Source organism: Arthrobacter sp. DualSoilB13 (assembly GCF_055389195.1).
Window position 1 is genome coordinate 3623718 of the sequence record NZ_AP035865.1, and the last position, 24000, is coordinate 3647717.

A 24000-nucleotide genomic window follows, 5' to 3' on the forward strand; every position below is an offset into this window, starting at 1 on the left:
CGCTATCCCTGCTTCCTGCGGACCGTGAGGCCCGTACCGGCGGGAGTGCCGCCGTCGGGACCCGTCAGCGCTTCGAAGCCCTCAACGGTGAGTTCGTTCAGGTCAGCGGCGGTGTCCACCAGCACGGTGTCGCCGTCGCTGATTTCGCCTGCAAGAATCTCCTTGGCGAGGCGGTCGCCGATCTCCCGTTGCACCAGTCTGCGTAGTGGCCGTGCACCGTAGGCGGGATCGAAGCCGGACATGGCCAACCACGCACGTGCGCCATCAGAGACTTCCAGGCTCAGGCGGCGCTCACGGAGCCGGTTGCCCAACTCGGCCACATGCAACTCAACAATCCGGGCCAGTTCCTCCACGGACAGGGGATCAAACAGCACGATCTCGTCCAGGCGGTTCAGGAACTCGGGCTTGAACGATGCCTGCACTACCGCCATGACAGCCTCACGCTTTGCTTTGGCATCCATGGTGGGGTCCACCAGGAACTGGCTACCGGAGTTGGACGTCAGCACCAGGATGGTGTTGCGGAAGTCCACTGTGCGGCCCTGGCCGTCGGTGAGTCGTCCGTCGTCGAGAACCTGCAGGAGGATGTCGAAGACCTCCGGGTGGGCCTTTTCCACCTCGTCCAGCAGCACTACGGAGTACGGCCTGCGGCGGACAGCCTCGGTCAGCTGGCCACCTTCCTCGTAGCCCACGTATCCCGGAGGGGCACCCACCAGGCGGGCCACCGAGTGCTTCTCGCTGTACTCGGACATGTCAATCCGGATCATGGCGCGTTCGTCGTCAAAGAGGAAGTCCGCCAGTGCCTTGGCCAGCTCGGTCTTACCCACACCGGTGGGCCCAAGGAACAGGAAAGAACCTGTGGGACGGTTGGGGTCGCTGATGCCGGCACGGGCACGGCGCACGGCGTCGGACACAGCTTGGACGGCTTTGGTCTGTCCGATGAGCCGCTTGCCGAGTTCCTCTTCCATGTGCAGCAGTTTCTGCGACTCACCTTGGAGCATGCGACCGGCCGGGATCCCGGTCCACGCCGAAATGACTTCAGCGATGTCGTCCGCCGTCACGTCCTCGGCAACCATCAGTTCCGGTTTTGAATCGCTCCGTGCCGACTCCTCCTCAGCAGCGGCGCTCAGCTCCCGCTCCAAGGCGGGCAGTTCGCCGTAAAGGATCCGCGACGCCGATTCGAGGTCGCCTTCACGCTGGGCTTTGTCCGCGACGGAACGCAGTTCGTCGATCTTCGCTTTAAGATCACCAACTCGGTTGAGCCCGGCCTTCTCGGCTTCCCAGCGCGCATTCAAGGCACTCAGTTCTTCGTTCTTGTCGGCTTTGTCCGCACGGAGCGCCGCCAATCGTTCCACCGAGGCAGGATCGGTCTCGCCTTGGAGGGCCAGTTCCTCCATGGTCAGACGGTCCACGGCACGGCGAAGCTGGTCGATCTCCTCCGGCGCCGAATCGATTTCCATGCGGAGCCTTGACGCGGCCTCATCAACGAGGTCGATTGCCTTGTCCGGAAGCTGCCTGCCAGAGATGTACCGGTTGGACAGAGTCGCCGCGGCCACAAGGGCGGAGTCAGCAATAGCTACCTTGTGGTGTGCCTCGTAGCGTTCCTTCAGGCCGCGGAGGATACCGATGGTGTCCTCAACACTGGGCTCGCCAACATAGACCTGCTGGAAGCGGCGCTCCAGCGCAGGGTCCTTCTCGATGTTCTCGCGGTACTCGTCCAAAGTAGTGGCACCGATGAGGCGCAGCTCGCCGCGGGCCAACATGGGCTTGAGCATGTTGCCGGCATCCATGGCGCTCTCACCTGTGGCGCCAGCCCCCACCACCGTGTGGATCTCATCAATGAACGTGACGATCTGACCGTTGGAGTTCTTGATTTCCTCAAGGACAGCCTTGAGTCGTTCCTCGAACTCGCCACGGTATTTGGCGCCAGCCACCATGGAGGCGAGGTCCAAGGCGATGAGGGTCTTGCCACGCAGGCTTTCCGGCACGTCTCCGGCCACCATGCGCTGGGCTAGTCCTTCGACGACGGCCGTCTTGCCAACGCCCGGCTCACCAATCAGCACGGGGTTGTTCTTGGTGCGGCGGCTCAAGACCTGGACGACGCGTCGGATCTCGCTGTCACGCCCGATGACGGGATCCAGCTTGCCGGAACGGGCCACAGCAGTGAGGTCTGTCCCGAACTTCTCCAAGGCCTGGAAGGTGTTCTCCGGATCGGGCGAGTTCACATTCCTGTCGCCCCGGACACCCGGCAGGGCGGCGAGCAGCGCCTCATGGGAGGCACCGGCGTCGCGCATTAACTTCCCGACGGCGTCGCTTCCGGCCGAGAGCCCCAGCAGTAAGTGCTCGGTGGACACGAAGGAGTCACCGAGTTTGTCGGCCTCGGCTTGGGCCGCCTGGATGGCCTGCATGGACTGGCGGGACAACTGCGCCTGCTGGACCGAACTACCCGAGGAGGACGGAAGCGCTTTGATGGCCGAGCTGGCCTGCACGCTCACTGCATCAGGGTCTGCACCGGTAGCACGCAGCAGTGCCACAGCGACGCCCTCGCGCTGGTCCATGAGGGCCTTCAGCAGGTGGGCGGGCTCGAGCTGCGGGTTGCCCGCAGTCGAGGCGTTCATGGCGGCCGCAGAAAGGGCCTCCTGGCTTTTGGTGGTGAATTTGACGTCCAAAGAGTGCTCCCTTTCTGGAGTTGAACCAATACTTTCAAAGTTGAGTCTACTACGCTCAACTTTGATTTTGGCCCATTGTGTTCCATGTTTGCCCACGGCGAAACCAGTGTCCAGAGTCCGCGGGAATCGTGTGGGTAGGCTGGGGCCATGGAGACCATTTCAACCGCGGCCGAACTTGAAGAACTCATCGGATTGCCCCTCGATCGCGTGCGCCAAAAGGTGCGCACAGTCCTCAGCGATTTCGACCGCCAATGGCTGGCAGCCAGCCCCTTCTGCGTGATCTCGACGACGGACGCGCAGGGTCGCGTGGATGCCTCACCCAAGGGCGATCCCGCGGGCTTCATTCAGGTCCTGGACGAGCACACTATCGCCATCCCGGAGCGGCCCGGCAACAAGCTGGTGTTCGGCTTCCACAACATCCTTGAAAACCCGAACGTCGGCATCCTTTCCGTCGTCCCGGGCCGCACCGACACCCTCCGGATCAACGGGACCGCACAGATTGTCCGCGATGCCGACTTCTTTGATCTCATGGTGGTCAAAGGGCACCGGCCGCGCGCCGCCGTCGTAGTTTCGGTGGAGGAAGTGTTCACGCACTGCGGCAAGGCGTTCATGCGCAGTGGCCTGTGGCAGCCCGAAACCTGGGATGCCGACGGCCTGCCGAGCATCGCGGCGCTCGCAAAGACTTACACCCAGCCCGAAACTCCCTTGGAAGAGCTCGAGACCTACTACGGGCCGTCCTACGCCGAGAGGATGTACCGGGAATAATCCTTGGGCTTAGGCCGGGTAGACGGACACCAGCGCGGACTTCACCACGAACCGCACCTCCATGCCCGGCGCAAGGCCCAGGTCAGCGGACGCTGCCGGAGTGATGTCCGCGGACAGGGCCTGGGCCGAGTCTCCCGCACGGACGCGGATCTGATCCCCGTAGGGTTCCAAATCCGTGATGGTCACCGGGAACGAATTGCGGGGGCTTCCGTGGACGTCACCCAGGAAAACGGAAACGCTCGACGGCGGGAACGCTGCCACGCCTGCCTGGCCGGGCAGGGGTGACCAGTCAGGATCGTGCTGGCCAGCGAAAACCCGGCCATCCGGCGTTGTGATTCCTTCCTCGGTGATGATCCCGGTGACGAGGTTCAGCCCTGCGAGTCCGGCGGCGAAGTGGCTTCGTGGCCGTTCAAGCACTTGGCGCGTGGGCCCTTCTTCGGTGATGCAGCCACCCTCCACCACCACCACGCGGTCGGCCAGCATGTAGGCGTCCAGGACATCGTGCGTGACAACAATGGCCTTGCGATCCCTGAGGACCCGCTTGAGCACACGGCGCAGCAACGGGGCAGCATGGATGTCCAGCGCGGCCATCGGTTCGTCAAGCAGCAGGAGTTCGGGATCGGCGGCCAAGGCCCGGGCAACCGCCACCCGCTGAGCCTGCCCACCAGACAGCTGGGCCGGCTTGCGGTCAGCCAACGGGAGGGCGTCCACCTCAGCAAGCCAGTGGCGCGCAGTTTCCCTGGCCGCTGCCTTCGGAATCCCAGAGCTGCGCGGCCCAAAAGCCACGTTATCCACCGCGGTCAAATGCGGAAACAGCAAAGCTTCCTGGGCCAAAAGCGCAGTCCCGCGAAGGTGCGGCGGGCTCCACAGGCGGGTTCCGCCGTCGAGCCTGAAGAGCTCCCTATCCCCGATGCGTGCCGAACCGGTGTCCGGCCGCAGCAATCCGGCAATGACCCCCAGCAGCGTCGACTTGCCCGCGCCATTGGGGCCCAGGACGGCCACGGTTTCGCCATCTTTAAGGCTGAGGGACATCTCGAAATTTCTGGAGTGGAGGCTGGCTTGCAGTTCAAAAGTCATGGCTGCACCTCCACGTGACTATTGTTTCGTCGGCGACCGTAGCTCAGCCCAACCACCGCCACTGCCACCGCCACCAGCACCAAGGAAAGTGCGACGGCGGCATCGGCGTCGGTCTCGCGCTGCAAGTAAATTTCCAACGGCAGCGTACGGGTTACCCCCTCCAGGCTGCCCGCGAAGGTCAGGGTAGCGCCGAACTCGCCCAAGCTACGCGCGAACGACAACACGGCCCCGGACGCGAGCCCGGGCAGAACCAGCGGCAGGGTAACCCGGCGAAGGACCGTGGTGGGTTTAGCGCCCAGGGTGGCCGCAACGGCTTCGTACTTGTTCCCCGCCGATCGCAGCGCCCCCTCCAGGCTCACCACAAGGAACGGCAAGGCCACGAACGTCTGAGCCAGAACAACTGCGGTAGTAGTGAACGCGATCTGGATTCCCACCAGCTCCAGGGATTTGCCGAGGAGACCCTGCCGGCCGAAGGTGTACAGGAGCGCAATGCCCCCCACCACCGGTGGCAGTACCAGCGGCAAGAGGACGAACGCCCTCAGTAACCGCTGGCCCGGAAAATCGCCACGCGCCAGGACCAACGCCAAGGGAACACCCAACACGATGCAGAGCACTGTGCTGGCTGCGGAGGTCCTCAAACTCAGACCCAGCGCAGCTACGGAGGAATCCGAAGTGATGAGCGGAATGAACTGCGGCCAGTTGACCTTCGCCACCATCGCCACCAAGGGAAGGACCACCAAAAGTCCGCCCCCGGCCGCGACCACATAAGTCCAGCGCGGGACGCCGTGGTAGCCGCTATGCCTGATCATTCCCCGTGGCCTCCGCTACGGCGTTCCAAAGCCGGCATCCCTGAGGACCTTCTTGCCTGCTTCACTGGTGATGTTTGCGATGAAGGCGGCTGCGAGTTCCTTGTTCTTACTAGTGCCAACCGTGGCAATCGGGTAAGTGTTGACGGCCTTGTCCGATTCCGGGAATGCTATGCCCTTGACCTTGTCGCCGGCGCCCCTGACGTCTGTGACATACACCAAGCCAGCGTCAGCTTCGCCCGAGGTGACTTTGCCCAGGACATCGGTCACTGACGATTCCTCGCTCACCGGGCTCAACGTTGTTCCCGCGGCCTTTTCAACGGCCTCCGTTGCAGCTCCGCAGGGAACCTGGCTGGCGCAGGTCACCACTTTGACGCCCGGCTTGGCAAGGTCCGCAAAAGAAGAGATCGACGCCGGATTGCCGGGTGGGACGGCGATCTCCAGGACGTTGGTAGCGAAGTTGGTTGCGGTGCCTTCCACGAGCCCTTGGTCGTCAAGCTTGGTCATGTTCCTGGTATCGGCCGAAGCGAGAATATCCGCGGGAGCGCCTTGGGTAATCTGCGTGACCAGATCTGAGGAGCCCGCAAAGCTGAGAGTCACTTTGGTGCCCGGGTGCTGAACTTCGAAGTCCTTGGCCAACTGGGTAAACGTGGTTTTCAGGGATGCCGCAGCAAAAACGGTGATCTCTCCGGACATGGACGACCCCGGGTTGGCCGAGCCTGTGGACGGACGTGTGGTGCCCGAGGCGCAGGCCGCCAAGCTTGCCGCGACCGCACCTGCAACCATTAGTGCGGCAAGAGGCTTGCGGAGGATGCTCATATAACGCTCTTTCCCTGCGGTGTTTCGATGATGACAGTGGTGGCCTTCACTACGGCTGTGGCTACCGAGCCGAGCTCCAACCCGAGTTCCCGGACGGCTTCGCTACTCATCAGCGACACCACGCGGAACGGACCGCACTGAAGCTCGACCTGGGCCATCACCTTGTCCGCGGTGATGCCGGTGACCAGGCCCACGAAGCGGTTTCGTGCTGAGCTTGCCGCGCGGGAGGGATCATCAGGGAGATGGGACTGCCCGCGGGCAAGGGTGGCCAGTTCCAGTCCATCCACCGCGAGCCGCCCGGCTGAGTCCTTGAGCGCAGTGAGAGTTCCATTTTCCGTCCAGCGCCTCACGGTGTCGTCGCTGACACCTAGGAAACGCGCGGCTTCGGAAATTCGTATGTGCGGCATAAATGCATCATAGTGCCGTATTTGCGGATCTGGGGCACCTGATGACCCGCAAACAAAAGATGACCGCGGACAGCGGGCCGCCCGTTGGCTGCACCCTTTTCCGTCGCCCGCACCCTTTTGCATTCTTGGCGCATCCGATGCCGCCCGACGCTCCCTTAAGCTCTGGTGCGCATGGCGGAAAGTGGTGCGCCGCCGTCGTCGTACTTCTTTGCGTTACCCATGGTCCACGGGGACCGGCCGCCGTACCCTGTTCTAGGGGAGAGTTTCATATTCAAAGGAACGTCCCATGGAATGGATTCGGCCGGACAGCCCGGACTACGACGACGCCCGAAAACTCTTCAACGCGATGATCGACCGCAGGCCGGCTGTCATCGCCAAATGCTCGGATTCCGGCGAGGTTGCCGAGGCGCTGCGCTATGCGCACAACCACAATCTGGATGTTGCCGTGCGCTCGGGCGGGCACTCGGTGGCCGGCATGTCTACCAACGACAACGGATTGGTCATTGACGTCCGCCCCATGAAGTCCATCAGCGTGGACCCCGATTCCAAGACCGCCACGGCCGGCGCCGGACTCACATGGGGCGAGTTCGACCGCGCAACCCAGCAATACGGGCTGGCCGTGACGGGCGGACGCGCGTCCACCACGGGAGTTTCGGGCTTCACACTTGGCGGTGGTTCCGGATGGCTGGAGCGCTCATACGGATTCGCGTGCGACAACCTGCTCTCGGTAGACCTCGTCACAGCCTCCGGCGATCGCGTGACCGCCAGCCGGGACGAGAATCCGGAGCTGTTCTGGGCCCTCCACGGAGGCGGCGGAAACTTTGGCGTGGCTACGTCCTTGACGTTCCAACTCCACGACCTCGGACCTTCGGTGGTGGCCGGCCTCATGCTGTTCCCCGGGGACGACGCACCGGATCTGTCGCGCGCCTACAGGCAGATTGCTTTGGAGGCACCCGACGCCGTGGGGACAGCACTGGTGTACCTCACCGCCCCGCCGGAAGAGTTCGTCCCCGAAGAGATGGTGGGCAAGCTCGCCGTCGGGATGGCATACATCTACGCGGGCGATCTTGAGGCCGGCGAGGAGCATGCAAAGCCGTTCAAGGACCTCGGCCCCTCGGTGGACCTGGTTTCACCCATGGGATACGCGGACTTCCAATGCATGATCGATGACCCTCCGGACCTCTACAACTACTGGAGCGCCGACTACCACGACGAACTGTCCGATGCTGCCCTGGACCTCCTGGTGGACTCGGCACAGCGCCTTCCAGGCCCGCACTCGCAGCAGCTGGTGGCTCGTTGGGGCGGAGCCGTGGGCGGACCGGCTGCCGCGAACACACCATTGCAACACCGCGGAGCCTCGTGGGTCAGCCACCCGTTCGGCCTGTCCGAGACCCGTGAGGGCGGGCAGGAAGCCAAGGCTTGGGTCAAACAGTTCCGGCAGGACATCGCTCCCCACACCACGGGCGGCGTATGGCTGAACTTCATTGGTGACGAGGGTCAAGACCGGATCATGGCGGCCTACGGCGAACAGAACTACCGCCGGCTGTCCTTGGTGAAGGGCGAGTTCGACCCCGACAACGTGTTCCGCGGCAACCAGAACATCCTGCCGGCCGAGCGCTGAGTTTCCTGCACTCCTTCCCAGTTGCCGTGATCAGCGCGGGCAGTGAAGCCTGTACTTCCGGGACGGTAGCACGGCGGTAGACGTCCCGATGGCCGGCAACTGGGAAGGATCGTCCGGGACTACACTTTGGCCATGGCCATCTACGTGGATCCGCCCTTGTGGCCAGCGCACGGAACCGTTTTTTCACACCTGGTTTCGGACACGTCGCTGGAAGAGCTGCACTCGTTCGCAGCCTCCGCCGGCGTTCCCGAACGAGCCTTCGACGGAGACCACTACGACGTCCCCGAACGACGATACGACGACCTCGTATCCGCGGGCGCCATCCCTGTGGAGGCCCGCATCCTGGTCCGCAAACTCATAGCCAGCGGACTCCGCATCCCCGCTCGTGAACGGAGCAAGGCCTTGACAATACCTTTAATGGAACGATGGAACAGCACCTATCCCGGCCACGAGGAGCTGGGCCTTGAGTTGCTGGAACGCTGGGGAGAGGACCGCAGGAAGTACCACAGCCGGACACATCTCCTGGCAGTCCTTGAGGCCTTGGATGTGCTGGCCGAACCGGACCAGCCTGCCCGAACCGTCCTGCTGGCAGCATGGTTTCACGATGCCGTCTATGAAGGTGTGGCCGGGCAGGACGAAGAAGAGTCCGCTCGCTTGGCAGAGGACCGGCTAACGTCCACTGGTTTGGCTCCGCACGAGGTGGCCGAGGTGGCACGCTTGGTCCGGCTCACCGCCACACACAGTCCAAAGACAGGCGACTACGCGGGTGCAATGTTGTGCGACGCAGACCTCTCGGTGCTCGGCAGCGACCAGCAGTCCTATGCCCGCTATCGTGCCGCCGTCCGCGAAGACTACGCCCACGTCAGTGACGACGACTTCGCGAAGGGGCGCGCCGCCGTCGTACGTGACCTCCTGAGGCTGGATCCCCTGTTCCACAGCGAACGCGCCAAGGCACTCTGGTTGACGGCCGCGCGACGGAACCTCACCGGCGAACTCGGGTGAGCGGTTCGCTCGACGCCCCGCGCGAGTTCCGCGCTTCAGCCGTGCGCGAGGAGTTCCAGTCCTACCACTGCCAAGCCCAGGAGGAACTCCGCACCGAGCACAATCACCTTCTTCCACCAAGACATCTTCACCCGGCGAACCGCCAGATAGCCGATGAGGACCAGGGCAGTAATCAGGGCGACCGTTGATGCGCGCAATGAGGTTTCGACGCTCCACCGGCCCATGGCAGCCACCGCGATAAAGATCAATGGGAGAACAATCGCCCCGAAGGCGCCAAAGCTGGTCCGCGCCATATGCGCCAGCTCAGAACGGCTGGGGGTCTTCGCATGCACGGCCAGGTGCGAGACGAAGTCGGCCACGAACACCGCCAGCAATGTTCCCACCACTGTGATGGCCAGCGTCGAAGCGGCTTCCCCTGGAGTGAGTGTCTCCGCGTGCGACTGCAGGGCGAGGACAACCGCCAGCCCGGTGAAGGTCACATAGACCCGCTCCTTGAGTGCTTCGGCTCGGTGCTGGGCGCTGGGCTGGGCTTTGGTGGTCACCCGCCAAGATTACTCGTCAACGTTTCTGGTGGTCTTTGCGGCCGGGGCTACCATGGAGGTGTGACCTCCTACCTCCTGGATTCCCCCAAACTCCCGCTGGCTATACCCGACGTCGAACACGTCCTGGCTGTCCGCGGCGTGGGCGGCTACCGCCAGTACCGCATCCCGGCCCTCGCCGTCAGTACTCGGGGAACCGTGCTGGCTGCCTACGACGGCCGACCCAACTTGGACGACCTCCCCAATCCCATAGATCTTCTCCTGCGCCGCAGCTACGACAACGGAATTACCTGGGAGCCTCAGCAGCTTGTGCGCACGGGCTCGGGGCTCCACGGCTTCGGCGATCCAAGCTTGCTGGTCGACACGGAAACCGGGCGGATTTTCATGTTCCACGCCGCAGGCACGCATGCGGGCTTCTTCGAAGCCGTCACCGGCTTGGAGCCCGAGGACGAAGTGCAGCATGCGGACGTCAGCTTCTCAGACGACGACGGCGACACCTGGCAACACCGCCGGCTCACCGGACAGCTCAAGCACGGTGCCGTCACTGGCCTGTTCGCCGCGGCTGGTCAGGGAATCCAGATACACACCGGCCCTTTTGCAGGCCGGCTGGTGCAACAGTATGTGCTGTTGGCAGACGGAGCCATCATGGCGGCGTCCGCATACAGCGACGACCACGGCGGGACCTGGTCCCTCGGAGACATGATCGGAACCGGTCCCGGCGGCATTGGGCCCAACGAAAACAAGGTTGTGTGCTTGGACGATGGCCGGCTGCTCCTGCATTCGCGGGCAACGCCGTGCAGGTTGTCTGCTGTGTCCGAGGACGGCGGTCAAACATGGAGCCCGCTGCAGGCCATCCCGGAACTACCCGACCCCAGTGACAACGGCTCCGTGGCGCGCTTCGACGGCCTTCCCAGCGTTGATTCCTACGCGACACCTGCGACCTCCAAGTGGCTGATCGCCAGCAACAATCAGGACCCTCATCTTCGTCGGAACACGGTCCTGAGCCTCTCCCCCGACAACGGCGCCACCTGGCCGGCCAAGCTGTTGCTGTGCGAGGGCAGTTCCGCTTACTCGACGGTTACGCGGCTGCCAAATGGAAACATCGGGGTGCTGTACGAGCGGCACGGCTACCGCGAGATCGTGTTCGCGTCGATCCCTGCCCGGCAACTGACGGGGCAGCTTCACCGAGCTGCAGAGGTTCAGGACTCTTCGGACACTGCGGGGCTCGTCTTCGACATGGAGCTGCGGTCCATCACTCCGGGCAGGCCTGCGGAATGGCAAAACGCGGGTGACTACCACGTGATTCCGGCCAACAGCGATGGCGAATGGGACGTGCAGACCTGGAAGGAAATCGGCCAAGGCTACGCCGGTAACCAGGTCCTTGGCACCCGCGAAGCCCAAGACCTCAACTACGGCCCCATCATCGCTGGCTACAAGGCCGGGGACATCTTGGCTTTCACCGGACGCATCCGCAACCGCGGCACCGAGCCGGCTGCCGGCGTCGTGCTTCTCGGACCGCACAACAACCCCGACAGTTTCCCGCCATCGGACCTGCAACCCGGCGAATACGCGCTGTACTTCACCCCGACGTACACCATCACGGAGACCGATCTGGCCCGGAAAACGCTGGACCTCACTTTCACGGCAGAGGCCGACGCCGGAAGGGTGCGTTCGGAGCGCACCTTCCGGTTCGACCTGCTCACCGGCGCAGTGGTTGCGTCTTAGCGGTAGGTGCTGCTTAGCGGTAGGTGCTCACGAACGGCTGGCTGGTGGGCACAATCTGCTTACCGAGGGGCATCAGCGATACCGGGATCAGTTTCAGGTTGGCGATGGCTAGCGGGATTCCGATGATGGTGATGGCCATGGCAACTGCCGTGACCACGTGACCGATCGCAATCCAGATACCTGCAACCAGAAGCCAAATCACGTTGCCCAAGAGCGCAAACACCCCGGAACCGCCCGGCTTCTCAACCACCATTTGGCCGAAGGGCCACAGGCAGTAAGCACCGATCCGGAACGAAGCGATGCCCCACGGGATAGTGACGATGAGCACGCAGCAAATGATGCCTGCCGCGAAGTAACCCAAGGCCAGCCAGAACCCACCGAAGACAAGCCAGATGATGTTAAGGAGCGTTTTCATAGTCTTCATTCTCCCCTGCAGGCCCGACAAAAAGCCTAGGGGTCTGCCCTGAATCTTCCCTGACTTCCAGCGGCGCCCAGGCCCAGGTCAGTTCCTCAACTAGCCAGGAGCGCATCCAGCTTGTCGAACGAGGTGCCCCAGCCGTCGCGCGTCATTTCCACCCACTCTTCGGAAGCGAACGGACCCTGTATGAGATTCATCTTGGTTCGGCCGTTGAGGTCCTCGAATTCAAGGTGCATTTCCTCGTACTCGTGGTCCGCGTCCGGGGCGGCTTTGGCCTGTGCCACCAAAAGAGCCGGGCTGTTCAGCTCGGAGATAGTGGCTTCGATCGGGGCAGATTGCTCGCCGTTCTCATCCGACCACACCATCACTACCTGCCAAACCCCGCCAACCCGGGGCTCGACGATGATCTGATCGCGGGGAGCCTCCACTTCCACGGGCCCGAACCACTGGGTGAGCTTGTCCGGCTCCATCCAGGCCTCGAAAACCTTCTCGCGGGGAGCATCGAATTCGCGGCTCATGGTCAGGGTGTACTGTTCCGTGCTCATTGCGTGACTCCTGGCTTCCGTGGGTTCGAAGTTTCGAGGTTAATCGTGCTCTTGGAAGTGAGTCTAGGGGGTGCCCGCGACAGGCAGACCCTCTCTCACTAAATCGCGGGTTTCCACCGATCCTCTCTCACTAAATCGCGGGTTTCCACCGATCCTTCTCACATCACCACCAGGAAGAACGGGAACTGCGAGAGCGTCAGCGAAAAGCCAACGGGAAGTGCGAGAACGTCCGCGAAAAGCCAACGAGAAGTGAGAGAGCGTCAGGCCTTGGCTGCTTCGACGAAAGCGCGGATCTTGGCCAGGTCCTTCACACCGCGGGATTCCTCGACGCCGGAAGACACGTCCACTCCCCATGCGCCGGCTGCGGCGGCGGCGAAAGCTACGTTTCCGGATTCGAGACCGCCGGCAAGGAGCCACTCGCGCCCATCGAGCTCTTTTGCGCGCACGGAGGCGTAGTCCCACGACTCCCCTGAGCCGGGAAGAGCGGCATCGATCAAGAAAATGTCCTCGCCCAGATCAGCGAACTCATCCTGCGAGGCACCCATGGTGACGGCCCGGATGAGCCGCATCCCGCCGTCGTGCACTGTTGTGACGTCGTTGGCTGTCCGGTGACCGTGCAATTGCACCCATTCGAGGCCGGCGGCACGAGCCGTAGCCACCGCCGCATCGGCTTCCTCATGCCGGAAAACACCCACAGCATGGACACCCTCCGGCACCAGCGGCAGCAAAATGCGCACTTGGTCCGGGCTGACTTCGCGGGGGCTGGAGGTGAGCACGAAACCGACCGCGTCGGCACCGGAGTCCACCGCTTCACGGACGGATTCGGGCGTGCTCAAGCCGCACACTTTGACGAACATTCCCATGCCTCCAGCCGTAGTCAGAACGTTTTCCACATATGACGTTAGCAAGCTGCAAAGCCAACGCAGAAGCCGCGTCCACCACTAGGCTGGTCGAATGGAGATTATCCGCTTTGCCGACATCCGTCCCGAACCGTGGCGTAATGGGGGCGGGGTGACGCGCGAACTCGCCAGCCATCCGAAGGCTGCCTCCGCACAGGACGGCGCCTGGGATTGGCGCGTCAGCATCGCGGACGTTTCCAAGGCGGGCGAATTTTCTGTCTTTCCGGGCATGGAGCGGGTCATCACCATCATCGACGGTGAACTGCTGCTCCTCACCGTGGACGGCGCTGAGCACCCCTTGGAGAGATACCGTCCGTTCCGCTTCTCGGGGGAAGCCGCTTCATCGGCCGCCCTCCCCACCGGTGACATCCGGGACTTGAACGTCATCGCACGCGCCGGCGCTTTCAAGGGCTACACCTCCATTGTGGAGATCTCCAAGAAACGCGCGCACCCGGTCTTCGAGGGCCAGTTGGCCGTCCTGCTTGAGGGCAAGGCCACGGTGGCGCCCGGCGCGGCTGTGGAGGAACACATCGCTGTGGAGGGAAAGTCCGACGACGACGGTGGGGCACCCAGCGTCAGCGAACCTGTCGAGTTGTCCAGATACGACGCCGTGGTTGGCTCGGATATCCGCAGTCCCGAGATCTCAGGCCGGGGCTTCGTAGCGGTGATCTCGATCGATCACGTGGAGCCGTCGCATTCCTGAACCGGTGAGGTTAACCACCAGAAGTGGCCACCCCGCATGGGAGTTGCTAGCCTGAAATGAAGGTTCCCCTCTGGAACCTCCGGACGACGGTTCAGTACCCGGCATGCGACAAGACTGGCCAAAGGAAAATGTCATGTCGTGGATAATTCTGATTCTCTCCGGAGCACTCGAAGCCGTGTGGGCTGCGGCTCTTCACCGTTCCAAAGGCTTCCGCAAACCTGTCCCCACCGTTGTATTCCTGGTGTCCGTTGTAGCCAGCATGGCCGGACTCGCCATTGCGATGCAATCCATTCCCACGGGCACGGCTTATGCAGTGTGGGTTGGCGTGGGCGTGGTCCTGACCGCCACGTACGCCATGGTCACCAAAGTTGAACGCGCGACGACGGCCCGGCTGCTTTTGCTTGCGGGCATCGGCGCATGTGTCATTGGCCTGAAGGTGGTGGCGTAGCCATGACTGAGAACACTGGAAGCACTAAGAACACCGGCAACGGAATCTTCTGGATCATCCTCTTGGCTTCAGCTCTGCTCGAAGCCGTATGGGCCACCGCTTTGGGCCTGTCCAGCGGCTTTACGCAACTCACGCCAACGGTGGTTTTCGCCGTCACTGCCGTCCTCAGCATGCTGGGGCTGGGCATTGCCGTCAAACGCATCCCCCTCGGCACTGCTTATGCAGTGTGGGTGGGTGTTGGTGCGGCACTGACCGTTGGCTGGGCCATGATCACGGGTGTTGAATCTGCCAGCCCGCTCAAGTTGCTGTTCATCGCGGGAATCGTGGGCTGTGCTGCTGGTTTGAAGGCGTTGCCTGCTGAGAAAGCAACCGCCAAGGCCGAGTAGTCTCCTACACCGCAGCGCTCCATCCCGGTTGCTTCCCCCAGCACCCCTCCACCAGCAAACGGAAACCCCGGAAATACGGGACCCGTCGAGCCAACAAACCGGGCAACACCGGACCAACTGGGAAGGAGCGCAGGAATACCCGCGCCCGTAGCCGGGTTCACGCCATCAAAGGGCACTCTGGAACACCTACGCGTATTGGAGAAGTTCATGACTGAAGTTCAACTCGGCGATGGCCTCACTGTAAGCCAGCTCGGTTTCGGCGGAATGGCCCTGACCCCGGTCTATGGCGGAATCGAGCCTGATGAAGGGCTCAAAACGCTGCGGCACGCGGTGGACGCCGGTATTACGTTCATCGACACCGCAGATGTATACGGCGCAGGCAGCAACGAGGAACTCGTAGGCAGGCTCTTGAAGGAGCGGCGCGACGACATCCAAGTAGCCACAAAGTTTGGAATTGAGGGCAACCCCGCGGACGGGTACACGGGAGTCCGCGGGGATGCGCCCTACATCAGGCAAGCGGCGGAAGCGAGCCTCCGCCGTCTGGGCACTGACGTTATTGACCTCTACTACATGCACCGCCGTGACCTCCGCGTTCCGATAGTGGAAACCGTGGAGGCCATGGCGGAGCTGGTCCGAGAGGGCAAGGTCCGGCACCTGGGACTGTCTGAAGTGACAGCCGAGGAGCTCAGGCAGGCCAACGCTGTCCATCCCATTGCCGCGGTCCAGAGTGAATGGTCAATCTGGAGCAGGGATGTTGAATTCAACGTTGTTCCTGCAGCCAAGGAACTTGGCGTCGGGTTTGTGCCTTATTCGCCGCTTGGCCGCGGGTTCCTCACGGGAACCGTCAGCGCGGGCGACCTTGGGGAAAATGACTTCCGCCATAAGATCCCCCGTTTTGGTGATGAGGCACTTGATGCGAACCAGGCCGTCGTGGCCGCGGTTCGCGAGGTAGCCAGCGGGCTGGATGCAACTCCGGCCCAGGTAGCCCTGGCTTGGCTGTTCACCCAAGGTCAGCGCCTCGGGATTTCGGTGGTTCCCATCCCCGGCACGCGCAAGACGCACCGGATCGACGAGAACCTGGGGGCACTGTCCCTGCAACTGGGGACAGCACATCTTGAGGTACTCGACCAAGCAGCGGCCGCCGTCGTGGGTTCACGATCCGCCGACCCCAACTGGGTGTCACAGGGCCGCGAAGCCAAGAACGTAGGCTGAACGAATGGATTCACTTATTCACTCACTGCGTGACGTCACTATCCGCCGCATTTCTGTCAGCGAGATGAACAACAACGTGTATCTGTTGACTTCCAAGTCCACGGGTACGCAGGTGCTGATCGATGCCGCCGACGACCTCCCTGCCATTCAGCAGCTTCTGATGGACAGTGCCGCTGACACGGCCGCGCAGCCCAAACTGGCCAGGATTGCCACCACCCACCAGCACTGGGACCACGTCCGTGCGCTGCCTGAGTTGGTCGCCGTCACCAGCGCAAGCACCTCAGCTGGAGCAGACGACGCCGATGCGTTGCCGGTTCCGGTGGATGTCCGCCTTGGTCACGGCGACGTTGAGCGGTTTGACGATGTTGAGCTCACGGCGGTCCACCTGCGTGGACACACCCCGGGCTCGATCGCTTTCGTTTACCAGGATCCGGACGGGCCGGCCCACATTTTCAGTGGCGACTCGTTGTTTCCGGGTGGCGTCGGCAACACACAGAACGATTCCGCACGCTTCACTTCTCTGTTGAACGACGTGCAGGAGCGACTGTTCGACGCTTATCCGGACGAAACCCTGGTTCACCCGGGCCATGGATTGCCCACGACACTGGGTGCCGAGCGGCCACACCTTGAGGAGTGGCGCGCCCGAGGCTGGTAACTTGCGGGGCCTGCTCTGCGTCCTAAACCCAAGGAATAGGGTGCAGAGCGGGCCTCACAACGCGAGACTTAGCGGCCGCGACGCTCGTTGGACGCGGGAGCCGATGCACGACGCGGGCCGCTGCGTGCCGGACGACCTGCGCCCGAGCCACCGCGACCGGAGTTGCCGGAAGCACCTGAACCGTAGGATCCGCCGGACGTAGCGCCCGTTGCGGAAGACCAAACGGCCTTGTTTCCGCCGGTACGGGTGCTCGTGGTGGATGCCGTGCGCGGAGCCGAAGCTGAGCGCTGTCCGGTAGCCGGACGTCCGCTGCGGCCGTTCTGGCCCTGCGAGCCGGGAACGTCATTGCGGTGAGTAGCGCCGGCCTTGCCGCGACCGCGGGGGCTGCGTGCGACGTCGTCGTTCATTGCTGCGCGACGATCTGCACGGTTGGTGTCCGTACGAACCGGCTCAGCCCCAACCTTGCCGCGACCGTTGCGACCGCCGCGGCCACCAGCGGTGGGAGCCGCCTGCGCGGAGCGGCGTGCGCGCTTGCGCTGGGCGTTGGCGCCGGTGGAGGTGCCCCCACCCTGCTGGGTTTTCGCAGCAAGGAGGGCCGCACGGGTGCGGGGATCAACCTTGTCAGCGATGTCGCCCACGAGCTTGGAAACCAGCGGTGAGTTCGCCGTGACGCGCTCGAAGCTAACGTCAACGCCGGCAGCCTTCATGAGCTTCTTGACGTCGCTCTGCTGCTCGGGGAGCGTCAGAGTGACCACAGTGCCATCGGAACCGGCGCGGGCCGTACGGCCGGAGCGGTGCAGGTAAGCCTTGTGCTCTGTGGGCGGGTCCACGTGGATGACGAGTTCGACGTCGTCAACGTGCACGCCGCGGGCTGCGACGTCGGTGGCCACCAGGACGCGGACGTCACCGTTGGAGAACTCGGCAAGGTTACGGTCGCGGGCGTTCTGCGACAGGTTGCCGTGAAGGTCGACGGCGGGGATGCCGGCATCCGTGAGGGTCTTTGCGAGCTTGCGGGCGTGGTGCTTGGTCCGCATGAAGAGGACGCGGCGGCCGGCGCCGGAGGCCAGTTCAACAATGAGCTGCTTCTTGACGGTCTGATCGTTGACCACCAGGACGTGGTGTTCCATGGTGGTGACAGCGGCCTGGGGATCGTCCACGGAGTGCGTCAGCGGGTTGGAGAGGTAACGGTTGACCAGCTTGTCAACACCGTTGTCCAACGTCGCGGAGAAGAGCAGGCGCTGACCCTGGGTGGGGGTCATGTCCATGAGCTTCTTGACTACCGGGAGGAAGCCGAGGTCAGCCATGTGGTCTGCCTCGTCCAGCACGGTGACCTCAACAGCTTCGAGGGTCAGGATGCGCTGGCGGATCAGGTCTTCGAGGCGGCCCGGGCAGGCGATGACGATGTCGACGCCGGCGCGCAGCGCCTTTTCCTGGCGTGCCTGGGAGATGCCGCCGTAGATGACCGTGGTGTTCAGGCCCATGGCCTTGGCCAGCGGCTCAATGGTGGCGTTGATCTGGGTTGCCAGTTCGCGGGTCGGTGCAAGGACGAGGCCCATGGGGCGGCCGGGCTTGCGGAAGTGCTTTGCTTCGCGCTCGGCCAAGCGGGCCACGAGCGGGATGGCGAAGGCGATGGTCTTACCGGAACCGGTGCGGCCACGGCCCAGGACGTCGCGGCCTGCGAGCGTATCCGGGAGGGTCTTGACCTGGATGGGGAATGCCTCTTCGATGCCATCTGCGGCGAGGGATTCAGCAATGGGCTTGGGCGTGCCAAGGGCAGCAAAAGTAGTCATAAACTTCATGTCTTTCGGGCGGTGTCCAGGTGCGGACATCGGCCCCCGACGCCGGTTGGGCCAGGGGTTCGCCGAGGAAAAGTCAGGTGGTCTACCGATTCGCTTTAGCAGCGGTGGCCGGGACCAAATAGAACGCGTTCATCGACGCAGGATGTGCCTCTCACATGAAAAATGCCCCGCCGCGTAGCCTTTCCGGCCACCTGCTTCAGGGCGTCACCGCACATCAAGTGTTCCTAGCTTAGCAGTGATTCCACGGCGGGCCCGCATCGGGGCTGTTCAGGCTCGCGTTGCGGGGCCTTTGCATGGCTCACGGCCCCCAAACCATGCAGAGTAGGCCTCACAACGCACGCCCTCCGCGTTGCGAGGCCCGCTTTGCATGGCTCACGGCCCCCAAACCATGCAGAGCAGGCCTCACAACGGGTCAGGAGTGGCGCGTGAGCTCCGGTTCGGAGTCACGAGGCACGGGCGCGGCAGAGCGGGCGGCAACCCTGGGTGCAATGACCACCCCGACGACGGCGATCACTGCGGTAAGCGCAAAGACCGCAGCGAACGGGCTGGCCGCAAAAGCCGCGAAAACGAGCCCCGTTGCCGCAAGGGACAGGGCCCCGCCGAGGGAATCGGAGATGGACATGGCCGCACTGTTGAAGCCTTGGTTCTCCTCTGTGGACAGCGCCAACGTCATCACGGAGAGCCTCGGGTACATGAGCCCCATCCCGCCGCCGGCCAGGATCCAGCCGGCAATGGCCACAGCCGCGGGCAGGGCAAACGCCGCAGTCACCAGTGTCGAAATGATGGCTATCAGTACCAAGAGAGCTCCGATCTTCACTGCGAGATCGTCCGCCAGCCGGGCACCGAGCCGCCCCTGAATGGCCGACGCCCCGGCCCATGCCAACGCGGCACCAGTCAGCGTCAGCCCGGCGAAGGTGGGGGTGAACGCGTAGCGCTCAGTCAGCAAATACGGCAAATACACCTCGGCCCCGAAGAACGCCGCCGATGCCAAACCGCGCACCAGGATCACACTGGGCAGGCCGCGCCGGGCAGTGAGGGTCCCCCGCGGAACCAACGGGCGGACAGCCACCAGAGCAAGGACAAGAGCGACGACGGCAATCGCCCCACCCACGCCCGGAACCTCTGCGGACAGGTTCAGTCCGAGGACGGCGGCGGCTGCGAGCGCCGCCCACCCCATCCGGCCGAAGGCCCAGGGGACAGGCTCCTCGGGAGGCCGCGTATCCATCCCGCGCACTGCCGGAACCACCATCAGCAGCGCAGGAATGACCAGGCCCACAACCCCGAGGAACACCCAGTGCCAACTGCTGAGCTGGGCCACCACACCCGCGGCAAAGGGACCAATCAGGGACGGTACCACCCAGGAGGCGGCGAAGGCGGCAAAGATTTTAGGGTGCAGTACAGGCGGGTATACGCGGGCCACCAGGACGTAGAGGGCCACGGTCATTGCGCCGCCACCAAGTCCCTGGACCAAGCGTCCGAGCACCAGCATTTCCATGGTTCCGGCCATTCCGGCGATCAACAGGCCAGCCACGAACAATGCTACGGAGGTGTACAGCGGCGCCGCGGGACCACGACGATCCGACCAGTTACCCGCGGCCACCATGCCCATCACGCCCGTAGCAAGCGGGCCGGCGAAGGCCAGCGCGTAGAGGCTGGCTCCGTCCAGGTCGCGGCTGACGAGCGGCATGATGGTGGTCACCGCGAGGGACTCGAACGCGCTCAGGAACACGAGCGCGCACGCCCCCACGGTGGCCAGCAGGTATGGGCGGCGCAGTATCCCGGCCGTTGAGGTGTCAGAGGTCATGGACGCCAGCCTAGAACCTCAACTAATGTTGAGGTCAATCCACCGCCCGCCAGGAAAGCGAACCCATGCAACAAGCCACAACGCACCGGCCCCTCACTATCGGTGAGTTGTCCGAGCGGAGTGGAGTGTCGGCGTCGGCCCTTCATTTTTACGAGCGGAACGGGCTCATCGAAGCAGACCGGACGGCCGGCAACCAACGGCGCTACCGCCGCGAAACGCTGCGGCGGGTCGCGTTCATCAAGACCTCCCAACGGGTGGGCCTGCCCCTGAAGGACATCCGCGAGGCGCTGGATTCCCTGCCTGACGGCCGGACACCCACCAAACGCGACTGGGCCAGGCTCTCCCAGCGGTGGCGCGAGGAACTGGACCAGCGCATCGCAGCCCTCCAGCACCTTCGCAATGACCTGGACGGGTGCATCGGCTGCGGCTGCTTGAGCCTGAAGTCGTGCACGCTGCAGAATCCGTCGGACGAGCTCGGAGCCTCCGGTGCGGGCGCGCAGCGTTGGACTTTGCCGGAATAGCAACAGGCATTGCCTTTGAGCGCAGCGTCGCGGCACGCTTGGGTTATGACTGAACAAACGCACGACGCCGGCACTCACCACCACGGTCAGCACGCCCATGAAGGGGCGCAGCACACCCATGATGGCTCTCAGCAGGGCGGCCTGAACCTCCACGAGGACGCTGACAATGCCGTGGACATGTGGGACGGCATGTACCGGGAGCGCGCCAAGATTTGGAGCGGGAACCCCAACCCGCAGCTGGTTGCCGAGGTTACCGGACTGAAGCCGGGGAAGGCGCTGGATCTGGGCTCCGGGGAAGGCGGCGACGCTATCTGGTTGGCACAGCAGGGCTGGACTGTCACCGCACTGGACGTGTCCGCCGTCGCGCTTGAACGGGCAGCAGCCCATGCAGCGGAGACCGATCACGCGGACCGGATCACGTGGCAGCAGCAGGACCTCACCGAGTGGGAGCCGGAGCCGGTGTTTGATTTGGTCTCGGCACAGTTCCTGCACTCCCCCTTGTTGCCGTGGCGGGACTCGGCGTCAAAAGCGGCTGCGGCCGTCGCACCCGGTGGCACCTTGCTGATCGTGGGTCATCACCCGCACGGGCTCCCTCCATGGAGTCACCATCACGAGTCCGGCATGTTCTTCACACCGGAGCAATTGGCAGGTGCCCTGCGGCTGGACCGCGAGCCGTGGTTTGTTGAGGTCCTCACGGACAGGGCGCGGACTATTGAAGGACCTAACGGTGAGTCCGGCACCACGTTGGACACGGTCCTGAGAGCAAGGAAGCACGCCTAAACACCGGCGCGTCTAAATACCGGACGGAAGTAGCTCACCGTAGGGCGGCACCACTGTTCCGGTGGCGGTGGAGTCCGGGTTCAGCATCCAGCCGACGCGCTTGGCCGTGTTCAGCATGACCACGCTCTCCACCAGTTCGATGCCCGGGATCCGTTGCTGGATGGTGAGCTCCATTTCCATGACGTCCGCCAGGGATCGCAGCCACATGATCATGGTGAAGTTGGTGCGGCCCGTGGTGGATGCGGAGAAGCGGATGTTACGGATGGCCCTGAGTTCCGTTGCGGCGGCCTCGTGCTCGCCTGCGGGCACGTTCGCGAACCACTGGACCGTGATAGGGAAGCCGGAGAATTGTTGGGCGATTTCGCAGCGGAAGGACAGCGTCCGGCTGCTCAGGACCCTGCCCAGTTGCCGCTGGACGGTGGCGGGGTTTCTGTTCAGGGCACGGGCGATTTCTGCTGCCGTGGCCCGTCCGTCGCGAGCCAGGAACGGGATGAGAGCCAAGTGGGTGTCCGGGAGTGGGGCCACCGTGGCGTCGTACGGGTTTGCTGATTCGGGTCCGGCGAGCGCCTTGAGCGCTTGTTGTTCCGCTTTGCTGAGGACGTTGAGCCGCCACGCGTAGCCGCTGGTATGAATCCGCGTACAGAGAGCTGTGTGGTACTTGGTGAGTCCTCGAATTTCCTTGAGCCTGGGCACTACCTGAGTGCTGAATTGCCCCAGGTCCTGGGTGATCACCGTCAGCATGAGGTCACGGTTGCTGGCAGCTTCTTCCACGGTGATCACCTCGGGAAGCTGAGCGACGGCCGAGGTAACGTCCGGCCTGAGGTGCATTTCGCAGTCGATGTCCACCATGGCCAGGCACATATCTTTTGGATCGCCCATCAGGTGCGCGGTGGTCCAAGCTGCGCCTGACGCCCGCATGCGCTCCCACCGGGACGCAAGGGTGGTGGCGTGGACGCCGAGGACGTCGCCGGCGTCGGACCAACTGATCCGGGGCGATATCTGCAAGGCGTTGATGAGTCGAAGATCTTCTTCACTGAGCTCCATGAGCTAATTGTCCCAGATGTCTGCATGAATCCTGCGGCTTGGGTAGAGAATATGCATATTTCCAGATGTTTCACAGCATGTGAATCACATCACCTCAGAATTGCATAAGGAACCTATCCCCGAGCACCACAGGAGAACTCATGACCATTGCTTCCGAAGCCAAGGAACTGCGGGACGACATCGTCCGCCTCCGCCACGACCTCCACCGCGAACCGGAGATTGGGCTGCAGCTCCCCCGCACGCAGGAGAAGGTACTCAAGGCGCTGGACGGACTTCCGTATGAGATCACCCTCGGCAAGGAGACGACGTCGGTCACTGCGGTTCTGCGCGGCGGTGCAGCTCACGCTTCAGCCGAGAAGCCGGTGGTGCTGTTGCGCGCCGACATGGACGGACTCCCTGTGCAGGAGAGGACCGGCGTGGACTACACCTCCCGTGTGGACAACGCGATGCACGCTTGCGGCCATGATCTTCACACCTCAATGCTTGCCGGCGCGGCCACCCTGCTCGCGGAGCGTCGCGATCAGCTGGCCGGCGATGTCATCCTCATGTTCCAGCCCGGCGAAGAAGGCTTTGACGGTGCGAGCTACATGATCAAGGAAGGCGTTTTGGATGCTGCCGGTCGTCGCGCCGACACCGCCTACGGAATGCACGTGTTCTCCGCGCTCGAACCGCATGGCCAGTTCGTCACCAAGCCCGGCGTCATGCTCAGCTCCTCCGACGGACTCGTTGTCACCGTGCTTGGCGCGGGCGGCCACGGCTCCGCCCCCCACTCCGCCAAGGACCCCGTCACCGCCGCTGCCGAGATGGTCACCGCACTCCAGGTCATGGTCACGCGCCAGTTCAACATGTTCGATCCCGTAGTCCTGACCGTCGGCGTCCTGCATGCAGGAACCAAGCGCAACGTCATCCCCGAGACCGCCCGCATCGAAGCCACCATCAGGACCTTCTCCGAAGAGTCCCGCCGCAAGATGATGGAAGCAGTGCCCAGGCTTCTGCATGGCATCGCGGCAGCCCACGGTTTGGAGGCAGACGTGCACTACCAAGAGGAATACCCCCTCACCATCAACGACGAGGACCAAACCACCACCGCGGAGAAGGTGATCGCCGGAATGTTCGGCGAATCCCGCCACACCCGCATGGCAACTCCCCTGAGCGGTTCCGAGGACTTCTCCCGCGTCCTCGCCGAAGTCCCGGGCACCTTTGTGGGGCTCAGCGCCGTTGCCCCCGGCGCCGACCACACGACGTCGCCGTTCAACCACTCGCCGTACGCACTGTTCGACGACGGCGTCCTCACCGACGGCGCGGCGCTGTATGCCGAACTTGCCGTATCCCGCATCGCTGCCCTCGCCGGCAACTAAC

General features: G+C 63.6%; 24 protein-coding genes and 1 riboswitch. Of the genes, 12 read left to right on the plus strand and 12 right to left on the minus strand.

What is annotated here, in order from left to right; genetic code table 11:
* Positions 1-2: 2 nt before the first annotated feature.
* Positions 3-2666, minus strand: coding sequence for an ATP-dependent chaperone ClpB (gene clpB / locus ACZ5J0_RS16690; RefSeq protein ID WP_166842299.1), 2664 nt, complete (start codon positions 2664-2666; stop codon positions 3-5).
* A 147-nt stretch (positions 2667-2813) separates the two neighbouring features.
* Between clpB and ACZ5J0_RS16695 the strand changes: the two genes are divergently transcribed.
* Entirely contained in the window at positions 2814-3431 is a 618-nt protein-coding gene (locus ACZ5J0_RS16695; RefSeq protein WP_223940978.1) for a pyridoxamine 5'-phosphate oxidase family protein, read from the plus strand.
* 9 nt (positions 3432-3440) lie between these two features.
* On the opposite strand, the gene ACZ5J0_RS16700 is transcribed toward ACZ5J0_RS16695, so the two are convergent.
* The 4 genes from ACZ5J0_RS16700 to ACZ5J0_RS16715 are packed head-to-tail and all read right to left on the minus strand — an operon-like array spanning position 3441 to position 6540.
* Positions 3441-4508, minus strand: a complete 1068-nt coding sequence (locus tag ACZ5J0_RS16700; protein ID WP_464093604.1) for a sulfate/molybdate ABC transporter ATP-binding protein — start codon at positions 4506-4508, stop codon at positions 3441-3443.
* Entirely contained in the window at positions 4505-5317 is an 813-nt protein-coding gene (locus tag ACZ5J0_RS16705) for an ABC transporter permease (RefSeq protein ID WP_464093605.1), read from the minus strand. The genes ACZ5J0_RS16700 and ACZ5J0_RS16705 overlap by 4 nt, the downstream gene beginning before the upstream one ends.
* Positions 5318-5332: 15 nt before the next feature.
* Positions 5333-6133 carry a molybdate ABC transporter substrate-binding protein gene (gene modA / locus ACZ5J0_RS16710; RefSeq protein ID WP_464093606.1) on the minus strand — a complete coding sequence of 267 codons (801 nt, stop codon included), beginning with the start codon at positions 6131-6133 and terminating at the stop codon, positions 5333-5335.
* Complete coding sequence (locus ACZ5J0_RS16715) at positions 6130-6540, minus strand: TOBE domain-containing protein (protein ID WP_142937882.1); 411 nt, start codon at positions 6538-6540, stop codon at positions 6130-6132. The genes modA and ACZ5J0_RS16715 overlap by 4 nt, the downstream gene beginning before the upstream one ends.
* A gap of 286 nt (positions 6541-6826) precedes the next feature.
* Between ACZ5J0_RS16715 and ACZ5J0_RS16720 the strand changes: the two genes are divergently transcribed.
* Positions 6827-8161: an FAD-binding oxidoreductase gene (locus tag ACZ5J0_RS16720; RefSeq protein ID WP_464093607.1), complete on the plus strand. Its 1335-nt coding sequence runs from the start codon at positions 6827-6829 to the stop codon at positions 8159-8161.
* 132 nt (positions 8162-8293) lie between these two features.
* Positions 8294-9163 (plus strand): DUF4031 domain-containing protein, encoded by an 870-nt coding sequence (locus ACZ5J0_RS16725; RefSeq protein WP_250820262.1) that lies wholly within the window; start codon positions 8294-8296, stop codon positions 9161-9163.
* A gap of 35 nt (positions 9164-9198) precedes the next feature.
* On the opposite strand, the gene ACZ5J0_RS16730 is transcribed toward ACZ5J0_RS16725, so the two are convergent.
* On the minus strand, positions 9199-9705 hold the full coding sequence (locus ACZ5J0_RS16730; protein WP_142937879.1) for a hypothetical protein: 507 nt from the start codon (positions 9703-9705) through the stop codon (positions 9199-9201).
* 60 nt (positions 9706-9765) lie between these two features.
* Here ACZ5J0_RS16730 and ACZ5J0_RS16735 point away from each other — a divergent pair, with 60 nt between their 5' ends.
* The gene (locus tag ACZ5J0_RS16735; protein WP_464093608.1) at positions 9766-11427 is read left to right on the plus strand and encodes a sialidase family protein; all 1662 of its coding nucleotides are present in this window, start codon (positions 9766-9768) and stop codon (positions 11425-11427) included.
* A gap of 13 nt (positions 11428-11440) precedes the next feature.
* Here ACZ5J0_RS16735 and ACZ5J0_RS16740 read toward each other — a convergent pair whose 3' ends face one another.
* The 3 genes from ACZ5J0_RS16740 to ACZ5J0_RS16750 all read right to left on the minus strand — a co-directional run bounded on the left by ACZ5J0_RS16740 (position 11441) and on the right by ACZ5J0_RS16750 (position 13247).
* Positions 11441-11842: a YccF domain-containing protein gene (locus ACZ5J0_RS16740; protein WP_062068115.1), complete on the minus strand. Its 402-nt coding sequence runs from the start codon at positions 11840-11842 to the stop codon at positions 11441-11443.
* A gap of 95 nt (positions 11843-11937) precedes the next feature.
* Positions 11938-12390, minus strand: a complete 453-nt coding sequence (locus ACZ5J0_RS16745; RefSeq protein WP_142937877.1) for an SRPBCC family protein — start codon at positions 12388-12390, stop codon at positions 11938-11940.
* A gap of 260 nt (positions 12391-12650) precedes the next feature.
* Positions 12651-13247, minus strand: a complete 597-nt coding sequence (locus ACZ5J0_RS16750; protein WP_464094745.1) for a phosphoribosylanthranilate isomerase — start codon at positions 13245-13247, stop codon at positions 12651-12653.
* A 97-nt stretch (positions 13248-13344) separates the two neighbouring features.
* Here ACZ5J0_RS16750 and ACZ5J0_RS16755 point away from each other — a divergent pair, with 97 nt between their 5' ends.
* The 5 genes from ACZ5J0_RS16755 (at position 13345) to ACZ5J0_RS16775 (ending at position 16693) form a co-directional block, all read left to right on the plus strand.
* The gene (locus ACZ5J0_RS16755; RefSeq protein ID WP_464093609.1) at positions 13345-13992 is read left to right on the plus strand and encodes a HutD/Ves family protein; all 648 of its coding nucleotides are present in this window, start codon (positions 13345-13347) and stop codon (positions 13990-13992) included.
* Between the two features lie 57 nt (positions 13993-14049).
* Positions 14050-14115: riboswitch (guanidine-III (ykkC-III) riboswitch) on the plus strand.
* 10 nt (positions 14116-14125) lie between these two features.
* The gene (locus ACZ5J0_RS16760) at positions 14126-14440 is read left to right on the plus strand and encodes a DMT family transporter (protein ID WP_166842273.1); all 315 of its coding nucleotides are present in this window, start codon (positions 14126-14128) and stop codon (positions 14438-14440) included.
* 2 nt (positions 14441-14442) lie between these two features.
* Positions 14443-14826, plus strand: a complete 384-nt coding sequence (locus ACZ5J0_RS16765) for a DMT family transporter (protein WP_464093610.1) — start codon at positions 14443-14445, stop codon at positions 14824-14826.
* A 207-nt stretch (positions 14827-15033) separates the two neighbouring features.
* Entirely contained in the window at positions 15034-16038 is a 1005-nt protein-coding gene (locus ACZ5J0_RS16770) for an aldo/keto reductase (protein WP_464093611.1), read from the plus strand.
* Positions 16039-16042: 4 nt separating this feature from the next.
* The gene (locus ACZ5J0_RS16775) at positions 16043-16693 is read left to right on the plus strand and encodes an MBL fold metallo-hydrolase (protein WP_223940988.1); all 651 of its coding nucleotides are present in this window, start codon (positions 16043-16045) and stop codon (positions 16691-16693) included.
* Between the two features lie 68 nt (positions 16694-16761).
* Here ACZ5J0_RS16775 and ACZ5J0_RS16780 read toward each other — a convergent pair whose 3' ends face one another.
* Positions 16762-18483 (minus strand): DEAD/DEAH box helicase, encoded by a 1722-nt coding sequence (locus ACZ5J0_RS16780; protein ID WP_464093612.1) that lies wholly within the window; start codon positions 18481-18483, stop codon positions 16762-16764.
* Positions 18484-18904: 421 nt separating this feature from the next.
* On the minus strand, positions 18905-20296 hold the full coding sequence (locus ACZ5J0_RS16785; RefSeq protein WP_464093613.1) for an MFS transporter: 1392 nt from the start codon (positions 20294-20296) through the stop codon (positions 18905-18907).
* Positions 20297-20361: 65 nt separating this feature from the next.
* On the opposite strand from ACZ5J0_RS16785, the gene soxR reads away from it, so the two are divergent.
* A complete protein-coding gene (gene soxR, locus ACZ5J0_RS16790) occupies positions 20362-20817 on the plus strand; it encodes a redox-sensitive transcriptional activator SoxR (protein ID WP_142937869.1) in 456 nt (151 codons plus the stop codon).
* Positions 20818-20862: 45 nt separating this feature from the next.
* Positions 20863-21597, plus strand: coding sequence for an SAM-dependent methyltransferase (locus ACZ5J0_RS16795; RefSeq protein WP_464093614.1), 735 nt, complete (start codon positions 20863-20865; stop codon positions 21595-21597).
* Positions 21598-21609: 12 nt separating this feature from the next.
* Here the strand turns inward: ACZ5J0_RS16795 and ACZ5J0_RS16800 are convergent, their stop codons facing one another.
* Positions 21610-22641 (minus strand): Lrp/AsnC family transcriptional regulator, encoded by a 1032-nt coding sequence (locus ACZ5J0_RS16800; protein ID WP_464093615.1) that lies wholly within the window; start codon positions 22639-22641, stop codon positions 21610-21612.
* 140 nt (positions 22642-22781) lie between these two features.
* Between ACZ5J0_RS16800 and ACZ5J0_RS16805 the strand changes: the two genes are divergently transcribed.
* Positions 22782-23999, plus strand: a complete 1218-nt coding sequence (locus ACZ5J0_RS16805) for a M20 metallopeptidase family protein (protein ID WP_464093616.1) — start codon at positions 22782-22784, stop codon at positions 23997-23999.
* Position 24000: the final 1 nt, after the last annotated feature.

Bases quoted from the DNA above. Each gene is read 5' to 3' on its own strand.
- ACZ5J0_RS16725 (WP_250820262.1), top strand. From the start codon at position 8,294: ATGGCCATCTACGTGGATCCGCCCTTGTGGCCAGCGCACGGAACCGTT.
- ACZ5J0_RS16800 (WP_464093615.1), bottom strand. From the start codon at position 22,641: ATGGAGCTCAGTGAAGAAGATCTTCGACTCATCAACGCCTTGCAGATA.
- ACZ5J0_RS16695 (WP_223940978.1), top strand. From the start codon at position 2,814: ATGGAGACCATTTCAACCGCGGCCGAACTTGAAGAACTCATCGGATTG.
- soxR (WP_142937869.1), top strand. From the start codon at position 20,362: ATGCAACAAGCCACAACGCACCGGCCCCTCACTATCGGTGAGTTGTCC.
- ACZ5J0_RS16715 (WP_142937882.1), bottom strand. From the start codon at position 6,540: ATGCCGCACATACGAATTTCCGAAGCCGCGCGTTTCCTAGGTGTCAGC.
- ACZ5J0_RS16780 (WP_464093612.1), bottom strand. From the start codon at position 18,483: ATGACTACTTTTGCTGCCCTTGGCACGCCCAAGCCCATTGCTGAATCC.
- ACZ5J0_RS16770 (WP_464093611.1), top strand. From the start codon at position 15,034: ATGACTGAAGTTCAACTCGGCGATGGCCTCACTGTAAGCCAGCTCGGT.
- ACZ5J0_RS16740 (WP_062068115.1), bottom strand. From the start codon at position 11,842: ATGAAAACGCTCCTTAACATCATCTGGCTTGTCTTCGGTGGGTTCTGG.
- ACZ5J0_RS16705 (WP_464093605.1), bottom strand. From the start codon at position 5,317: ATGATCAGGCATAGCGGCTACCACGGCGTCCCGCGCTGGACTTATGTG.
- ACZ5J0_RS16795 (WP_464093614.1), top strand. From the start codon at position 20,863: ATGACTGAACAAACGCACGACGCCGGCACTCACCACCACGGTCAGCAC.
- ACZ5J0_RS16765 (WP_464093610.1), top strand. From the start codon at position 14,443: ATGACTGAGAACACTGGAAGCACTAAGAACACCGGCAACGGAATCTTC.
- ACZ5J0_RS16755 (WP_464093609.1), top strand. From the start codon at position 13,345: ATGGAGATTATCCGCTTTGCCGACATCCGTCCCGAACCGTGGCGTAAT.
- ACZ5J0_RS16760 (WP_166842273.1), top strand. From the start codon at position 14,126: ATGTCGTGGATAATTCTGATTCTCTCCGGAGCACTCGAAGCCGTGTGG.
- ACZ5J0_RS16750 (WP_464094745.1), bottom strand. From the start codon at position 13,247: ATGTTCGTCAAAGTGTGCGGCTTGAGCACGCCCGAATCCGTCCGTGAA.
- modA (WP_464093606.1), bottom strand. From the start codon at position 6,133: ATGAGCATCCTCCGCAAGCCTCTTGCCGCACTAATGGTTGCAGGTGCG.
- ACZ5J0_RS16775 (WP_223940988.1), top strand. From the start codon at position 16,043: ATGGATTCACTTATTCACTCACTGCGTGACGTCACTATCCGCCGCATT.
- ACZ5J0_RS16745 (WP_142937877.1), bottom strand. From the start codon at position 12,390: ATGAGCACGGAACAGTACACCCTGACCATGAGCCGCGAATTCGATGCT.
- ACZ5J0_RS16805 (WP_464093616.1), top strand. From the start codon at position 22,782: ATGACCATTGCTTCCGAAGCCAAGGAACTGCGGGACGACATCGTCCGC.
- ACZ5J0_RS16700 (WP_464093604.1), bottom strand. From the start codon at position 4,508: ATGACTTTTGAACTGCAAGCCAGCCTCCACTCCAGAAATTTCGAGATG.
- ACZ5J0_RS16785 (WP_464093613.1), bottom strand. From the start codon at position 20,296: ATGACCTCTGACACCTCAACGGCCGGGATACTGCGCCGCCCATACCTG.
- ACZ5J0_RS16720 (WP_464093607.1), top strand. From the start codon at position 6,827: ATGGAATGGATTCGGCCGGACAGCCCGGACTACGACGACGCCCGAAAA.